Origin of the sequence: Sedimentitalea sp. XS_ASV28 (assembly GCF_041224545.1) — a bacterium.
In the GTDB taxonomy this organism is placed as follows: domain Bacteria; phylum Pseudomonadota; class Alphaproteobacteria; order Rhodobacterales; family Rhodobacteraceae; genus Sedimentitalea.
This window is the reverse complement of sequence record NZ_JBGFGP010000114.1, coordinates 1-342: the sequence shown is the minus strand read 5'-3', so window position 1 is coordinate 342 and position 342 is coordinate 1. Positions and strand designations below refer to the sequence as shown.

General features: G+C 63.2%; 1 protein-coding gene. It reads right to left on the bottom strand.

Going from position 1 to position 342, the window contains the following annotated elements:
- Positions 1-342, bottom strand: a 342-nt coding sequence (locus tag AB9K34_RS08695; RefSeq protein WP_369954039.1) for a formate--tetrahydrofolate ligase, incomplete at both ends; no start/stop codon positions are given.

Here is a 342-nt window from a genome sequence, read left to right as displayed (position 1 = left end):
TCCTTGACCGCCTGCACCTCGGCCTCAGTGTCTGTCACGAAATGATTGATCGCGACAACCACCGGCACGCCAAAGGATTTCAGGTTCTCGATGTGACGGCCCAGGTTCGGGCAGCCTTTCCTGACCGCCTCGACATTTTCTTCGCCCAGGTCGGCCTTGGCGACACCGCCGTTCATCTTCATCGCCCGCACCGTGGCCACGCAGACCACCACGGACGGTGCGATCCCGGCCTTGCGGCATTTGATGGTCATGAACTTCTCGGCCCCGAGATCGGCCCCGAACCCGGCCTCGGTCACCACGTAATCGGCCAGCTTCAGCGCGGTTGTCGTCGCCGTCACCGAG